The organism is Streptomyces alkaliphilus, assembly GCF_014141535.1.
GTDB classification, from domain to species: Bacteria; Actinomycetota; Actinomycetes; order Streptomycetales; family Streptomycetaceae; genus Streptomyces; species Streptomyces alkaliphilus.
In genome coordinates this window covers 1-6,683 of the sequence record NZ_VKHT01000182.1, presented here as the reverse complement: position 1 = coordinate 6,683, position 6,683 = coordinate 1, and the positions used below count along the sequence as shown (strand labels likewise).

General features: G+C 74.5%; 4 protein-coding genes and 5 tRNA genes. 3 read left to right on the top strand and 6 right to left on the bottom strand.

The annotated features are described in order from the left end of the window. The 3 genes from cobT to FNQ90_RS08555 all read left to right on the top strand — a co-directional run. Positions 1-1,978: nicotinate-nucleotide--dimethylbenzimidazole phosphoribosyltransferase (cobT, locus tag FNQ90_RS08565; RefSeq protein ID WP_182605814.1), on the top strand; the 1,978-nt coding region annotated here is incomplete at its 5' end. 248 nt (positions 1,979-2,226) lie between these two features. Then, positions 2,227-3,450, top strand: a complete 1,224-nt coding sequence (gene cobA / locus FNQ90_RS08560) for a uroporphyrinogen-III C-methyltransferase (RefSeq protein WP_182605813.1) — start codon at positions 2,227-2,229, stop codon at positions 3,448-3,450. A 65-nt stretch (positions 3,451-3,515) separates the two neighbouring features. Continuing rightward, positions 3,516-4,319: a TrmH family RNA methyltransferase gene (locus FNQ90_RS08555; protein ID WP_182605812.1), complete on the top strand. Its 804-nt coding sequence runs from the start codon at positions 3,516-3,518 to the stop codon at positions 4,317-4,319. 45 nt (positions 4,320-4,364) lie between these two features. Here the strand turns inward: FNQ90_RS08555 and FNQ90_RS08550 are convergent, their stop codons facing one another. The 6 genes from FNQ90_RS08550 to FNQ90_RS08525 all read right to left on the bottom strand — a co-directional run bounded on the left by FNQ90_RS08550 (position 4,365) and on the right by FNQ90_RS08525 (position 6,517). Further along, complete coding sequence (locus FNQ90_RS08550) at positions 4,365-5,552, bottom strand: serine/threonine-protein kinase (RefSeq protein ID WP_182605811.1); 1,188 nt, start codon at positions 5,550-5,552, stop codon at positions 4,365-4,367. 542 nt (positions 5,553-6,094) lie between these two features. Then, positions 6,095-6,169, bottom strand: a tRNA-Val gene (locus FNQ90_RS08545). 4 nt (positions 6,170-6,173) lie between these two features. Continuing rightward, positions 6,174-6,245, bottom strand: a tRNA-Val gene (locus FNQ90_RS08540). Between the two features lie 27 nt (positions 6,246-6,272). Then, a tRNA-Val gene (locus FNQ90_RS08535) sits at positions 6,273-6,347 on the bottom strand. Between the two features lies 1 nt (position 6,348). Continuing rightward, positions 6,349-6,419 (bottom strand) — tRNA-Cys (locus tag FNQ90_RS08530). Positions 6,420-6,444: 25 nt separating this feature from the next. Then, positions 6,445-6,517 (bottom strand) — tRNA-Gly (locus tag FNQ90_RS08525). Positions 6,518-6,683 lie beyond the last annotated feature (166 nt).

Genomic DNA, 6,683 nt, shown 5'->3' with positions numbered 1-6,683 from the left:
CTCGTCCGCCTCGACCTGCACGGCCGGGTCCGGGGCCGCGGCGGAGGCCGTCGCCCCGGACCCGGCCGTGCAGGTCGAGGCGGACGAGTCCGTTGCGGCGGACGAACCCGTTGCGGCGGACGAACCGGCCGCCGATGACGCGCCCCGGGCCGATGAGGCGGCCGAAGCGACCGAGGCCGGTGGGCCGGGGGCCGTCGACGAGGGGGCCGGGGCCCCCGCGGCGGAGGAGCCGGCCCCGCGCGGTCCCGCCGCGCCCGGCTACGACGAGGCCGAGCGCGAGGCGGTCCACCGCCTGATGCGTGACCGTCGGGACATCCGCAACGGCTTCCGGCCCGACCCCATCCCGCACGAGGTGCTGTTGCGGGTCCTGGAGGCCGCGCACACCGCGCCCAGCGTGGGGCACTCCCAGCCCTGGGACTTCGTCATCATCCGTTCCGAGGAGACCCGGACCCGGGTGCACGAACTGGCCCAGCGGCAGCGGGAGGTGTACGCGCAGTCACTGCCCCGCGCCCGTGCCAAGCAGTTCCGCGAGTTGAAGATCGAGGCCATCCTCGACACCCCCGTCAACATCGTGGTCACCGCCGACCCCACCCGCGGTGGCCGGCACACGCTCGGTCGGCACACCCAGCCGCAGATGGCCCCCTATTCCTCCGCCCTGGCGGTGGAGAACCTCTGGCTGGCGGCCCGTGCCGAGGGGCTGGGCGTCGGCTGGGTGAGTTTCTTCGACGAGCGGGAGCTGGTGTGCTCCCTCGACCTGCCCGACCACCTCGAGGTGGTCGCCTACCTGTGCGTGGGCTACGTGGACGAGTTCCCCGAGGAACCGGAACTCGCCCGCGCCGGTTGGTCCAAGCGGCGTCCGCTCTCCTGGGTGGTGCACGAGGAGTCCTACGGCCGTCGGGCCCTGCCCGGCGCCGAACCGCACGACCTGCTGGCCGAGACCCTGGCCGAGATCCGCCCCCTGGACGCGCGAGCCCTGGGCGAGGCCTGGGAGCGACAGAAGCGGATGACCAAGCCCGCCGGGGCCCTCGGCGCGCTGGAGATCCTCGCCGCCCAGCTCTGCGGCCTCTCCCGCACCTGCCCACCGCCGGTTCCCGAGCCCGCCGCGGTGGCGATCTTCGCCGGTGACCACGGCGTGCACGCCCGGGGGGTCTCGCCGTGGCCGCGCGAGGTCACCGCGCAGATGGTGCAGAACTTCCTGGCCGGAGGCGCGGTGTGCAACGCCTTCGCCACCCAGGTGGGGGCCGAGGTCTGCGTGGTGGACGTGGGTGTGGCCGCCGACCTGCCGCCCGGCGACGGCCTGCTCCCGCGCAAGGTCCGTCCCGGGACCGACGACTTCACCGTCGGCCCCGCCATGACCCGCGAGGAGGCGGTCCGGGCCCTGGAAGTCGGCATCGAGACCGCCCGGGACCTGGTCTCCGCGGGCAACCGGGCCCTGCTCACCGGTGAGATGGGCATCGCCAACACCACCGTCGCGGCGGCTCTCACCGCCGTGTGGACCGGAGCCGACCCGGCCGAGGTCACCGGTCGGGGCACCGGCGTCGATGACGCCGGTCACGCCCACAAGGTGGACGTGGTGCGTCGCGCCCTGGAGTTCCACCGGCCGGATCCCACCGACCCGCTCGGTGTGGTGGCGGCGGTCGGTGGTCTGGAGCACGCCGCCCTGGCCGGATTCATCCTGGGCGGCGCGTCCCTGCGGGTGCCGGTGATACTCGACGGCGTCAGCGCCGGGGCCGCCGCCCTGATCGCCCGGGCCATCGCCCCGGAGGCGGTGTCGGTGTGCGTCGCCGGGCACCGCAGCGCGGAGCCCGGTCACATGGCCGCGCTCGCGGCGCTGGGGCTGCGTCCGCTGGTCGACCTCGACCTGCGACTGGGTGAGGGGACCGGAGCCCTGCTGGCCCTCCCGGTCGTTCAATCCGCGGCCCGGGCCCTGCGGGAGGTCGCCACCTTCGACGCCGCCGGAATCACCGACAAGAACTGATCGCCGGCCGGCACGGGACAGGAGGAGACCGGCGCCGCCACCCCGGGGCGACTCACCGCCCCGGGGCGCGTTCGGTGAGGTCGGACGAGCCGGATGCCCCGGTCCGATCCCCGGGACCCCCGGGGCGTCCGGGCCCTCCGCCCCGTAGGGTGACCTCCCGGGGGAATGCCTCGGCGGCCCGCCCCGGAGCAGTGGCGGGCCCGGCGTCCCCCTCCCGCAGCCCCCGGTCGAGGAGTCGCAGACCACCCATGCCCGAGATCCCCGCATACCCCGTCGGCCTGCGCCTGGCGGGCCGCCGCGTCCTCGTGCTCGGCGGCGGAACCGTCGTGCAGCGCCGCCTCCCCGCCCTGTTGGCCGCCGGTGCCGACATCCTCCTGGTCTCGCCCGCCACCACGCCGGCCGTGCAGGCCATGGCGGAGGCGGGGGAGCTGAGCTGGGAACGGCGCGGTTACCGCCCGGGTGACCTGGAGGGCGCCTGGTACGCGCTGGTGGCCACCGACGACGCGGCGGTCAACGAGGCGGCGTCGGCGGAGGCGGAGGAACGCCGGGTGTGGTGCGTGCGCAGCGACGACGCCGCAGCCGCCACCGCCTGGACCCCGGCCACCGCCCGGGAGGACGGGGTCACCATCGCTGTGCTCACCGGCACCGACCCCCGCCGTTCGGCCGCCATCCGGGACGCGGTGGTGGAGCGCATGCGTGACGGCTCGTTGACCGCTCCCGCCCATCGGGGCCGTACCGCCGGGGTGGCGTTGGTCGGCGGTGGTCCCGGCGACCCCGACCTCATCACGGTGCGCGGTCGAAGGCTCCTGACGCAGGCCGACGTGGTGATCGCCGACCGGCTCGGCCCCCGGGACCTGTTGGACGAACTCCCGCCGCACGTCGAGGTGATCGACGCCGCCAAGATTCCCTACGGCCGCGCCATGGCGCAGGAGGCGATCAACGAGGCGCTGATCGAGCACGCGAAGGCCGGGAAGGCGGTGGTCCGTCTCAAGGGCGGTGACCCCTATGTCTTCGGACGCGGCATGGAGGAGGCCCGGGCCCTGGCGGAGGCCGGCATCCCGGTCACGGTGGTCCCCGGCATCTCCAGCTCCATCAGCGTGCCGGCCGCGGTCGGCATCCCCGTCACCCACCGGGGGGTGGCCCACGAGTTCACCGTGCTCAGCGGCCACGTGGCCCCGGACGATGCCCGCTCCCTGGTCGACTGGGCGGCCGTCGCCCGGCTGCGCGGCACACTCGTGCTCCTGATGGCGGTGGAGCGGATCGGCGCGATCGCCGCCGAGCTGATCCGGCACGGCCGGAACGCCGACACGCCGGTGGCCGCCGTGCAGGAGGGCACCACCACCGCCCAGCGTCGGGTGGACGCCACCCTGGCCACCGTGGCCGCTCGGCTGACGGAGGAGGGGATCCGTCCGCCCGCCGTCATCGTCATCGGGGACGTGGTGAGGGTGAACCCGGTGGACGGGGACCGGTGACGGGCGGGGCCCCGTCGGCGGACGCCGCGTCCGCCGGCCGGAAGCCCGGGGTCCCGCCGGGGCCCGTGCCGGTCGCGGATCCGGCGGATCCCCGGCTCGCCGACTACACCACCCTCACCGACGTGGCGCTGCGCCGCCGGCTGGAGCCGGAACTCGGTCTGTTCATGGCGGAGGGGGAGAAGGTCATCCGCCGCGCGCTGGATGCGGGGTATCCGATGCGATCCCTGCTGCTCACCCCCCGGTGGGTCGAGCCCATGGCCGACCTCGTCGCCGCCGCGGCCGCGGCCGGTGCCCCCGCCTGGCTGGTCACCGAGGAGACGGCGGAACGGCTCACCGGTTACCACGTGCACCGCGGGGCGTTGGCGGCGATGGCCCGGCTGCCGCTGCCCGACCCCGCCGCCCTGCTCGCCACCGCCCGTCGGGTGGCGGTCTTCGAGGACATGGTGGACCACACCAACCTCGGCGCGGCCTTCCGCAACGCCGCCGCTCTGGGCGTGGACGCGGTGCTGTTGACCCCGGGCTGCGCCGACCCGCTCTACCGACGGGCGGTCAAGGTCTCCATGGGCACCGTCTTCAAGGTGCCCTGGGCTCGCCCGGGGCCCTGGAAACGGACGGCGGAACTCCTGCGGGGAGCGGGTTTCACCTCCGCGGCCCTCTGCCTCGCCGAGGACTCGATCACCGTGGACGAACTCGCGGACCGGAACGATGAACGTCTCGCCCTGGTCTTCGGCACGGAGGGACACGGCCTCTCGGAACGAGCCCTGCGCGCCTGTGACCTGAGGGTGCGGATCCCGATGGCGGCAGGCGTGGACTCCCTCAACGTCGCCGCGGCCTCGGCGGTCGCCTTCCACGTCACCCGCCGCCGGTAGCCCCCGGGCCGAGTCGGTCCGGGGGATTCGCGTCGGTCGGCGGTGTCAGCCCCGGGCCACCGTGATGGCGACGGCCACCAGGAAGGTCACCACGACGAAGACCACCAGGCGTTGGCGCAGCAGGCGGCCGTCGACGCCCCGGGGCGGGGACCCGGAGGGCCGGGGGCCCGGCACCGAGCCGGGCGGCCGGGTCGACCGGGCGGCGCCGGTGCTCCCACCGTTTCGGGGGCGACCGTTCCCCGGGGAGCGGGGGAGACCTGCCTCCCGGCCGGCGGCGCGTTCCCCGGCGGGCACCCTTCGTCTTTCGCCCCGCGTCGTCCGTCCCTCCGACGGTGGGGCCGCGAGGGCCTCCCGCCCGGTGGAGGCACCGGCGCCGCCCGGTCGACCCGGCCGCCCGGGCGGGGCGGTGCCCCGCGCCTCCCGCACGGCGATCTCCTTGAGGCGCAGCGACAGTTGCAGCGTGGTCGGACGCTCCTCGGGATGTTTGGCCAGGCAGGCGCGGACCAGGGGTTCCAGAGCCGGCGGCACCCCCCGCAGTTGTGGTTCCTCGTGCACCACCCGGTAGAGCATCACCTCCGAACTCCCGTGGCCGAAGGCGGAGTCGCCGAGCGCGGCCCAGGCGAGGGTGGCACCCAGTGAGAAGACGTCCGTGGCGGCGGAGACGGCGGCTCCGCGCACCTGCTCCGGGGCGAGGAAGCCCGGTGAGCCCACCGCGGTCCCCACCCGGGTCAGGGTGCTGGCACCGGTCGACCACGCGATGCCGAAGTCGATGATCCGGGGACCCTTGGGGGAGAGCAGGATGTTGGAGGGCTTGATGTCACGGTGGACCACCCCCGCCTCGTGGACGGCCACCAGTCCCTCGGCCAGCGCGGCCCCCACCGCCGCGATCTCCGCGGCCGGCATCGGTCCGTCGGCGAGCACCCGGTCGTGCAGCGAGGGACCCGGTACGTACTGGGTGGCGAACCAGGGGCGTTCGGCCTCCAGGTCCGCCGCCACCAGACGAGCCGTACACCCGCCGCGGATCCGTCGGGCGGCCGAGACCTCCCGGGCGAAACGGGAGCGGAATTCACGGTCCTCGGCCAGATCGGGACGGATCACCTTCAGCGCCACACGCTGGCCGCGCCGGTCCGAGCCGAGGTAGACCACCCCCATGCCGCCGGCGCCGAGCCGCCGGTGCAGCCGGAACGCCCCGACGACTCGCGGGTCCTCGCGCCGGAGCCGCATCATCGCCATGTCCCATCCCCGTCGCCGCTCCGATCTGACGCAGCACAGCTTACGGATCGGGTCGGTCGGTTGGGGCTCCGCCGCGCAGACGATCCCGGGCCGCTCGGCGGAACCCCGAGACGGTTCGGGGGACTTCCCCACTCCGGGAGGGACTTCCCGACCCACCGGTCTCCACCCGGGGGAGTAGCCGCGATCGGGCGCGGTCCTCCCGGGGGAGGCGTGTGATCCGTTCCCGGGGCTGACGTGCGGGAAGGGAGAGGCGGCCTATCGTTGTCGCAGGCGGCGGGCGAAGCACTCGTCCCCCGAGGTCACCGTCCGTCGCCGCGAACGCGTCGTCCGCGGTGCCCCACACCGCACCGGTCGGGACGGCGAGCGGATGTCGTCCGTGGTCGGGACGGGGCGTTGAGCGGCGCCCCGGGTTCGGGTGAGCGGCCCGAACCGGGGATCCCGGCCGTATCACCCCGTGGGGACGGGGGTTCGACGGGCGGCTCGGTGGCCGGGTACCGGGGAGGTGCCCGGCCACACGGCGTTCCCGGGCGGTCCCCGGCCGGTGGTGGACGATACTGGGATTGAACCAGTGACCTCTTCCGTGTCAGGGAAGCGCTCTCCCGCTGAGCTAATCGTCCGGAGTGCGCGATACTGGGATTGAACCAGTGACCTCTTCCGTGTCAGGGAAGCGCTCTCCCGCTGAGCTAATCGCGCGGGCGGCTCCGGGGTGACCGGAGCCGGTGGTGGACGATACTGGGATTGAACCAGTGACCTCTTCCGTGTCAGGGAAGCGCTCTCCCGCTGAGCTAATCGTCCGAGGTGGAGACGGGATTTGAACCCGTGTAGACGGCTTTGCAGGCCGTTGCCTCGCCTCTCGGCCACTCCACCGGCGGGGGGTCGCGGGACCCCTCGGAGCGGACGACGAGACTCGAACTCGCGACATCCACCTTGGCAAGGTGGTGCTCTACCAACTGAGCTACGTCCGCAGTGCCTCCCGGTCGGCCCGTGCCTCCCGGTGACGCCTTGAACTCTAGCGGATTCCCCGCGCTGCTCAAACTCGGTTGCCGGTGGCGGTTCCGGCGGCGGCGCCGGGCGCCCCCGGCCGGGGCGTGGCGTCCGGACCCCTTCACCCCCGTCGGCGCACCCCGGGGA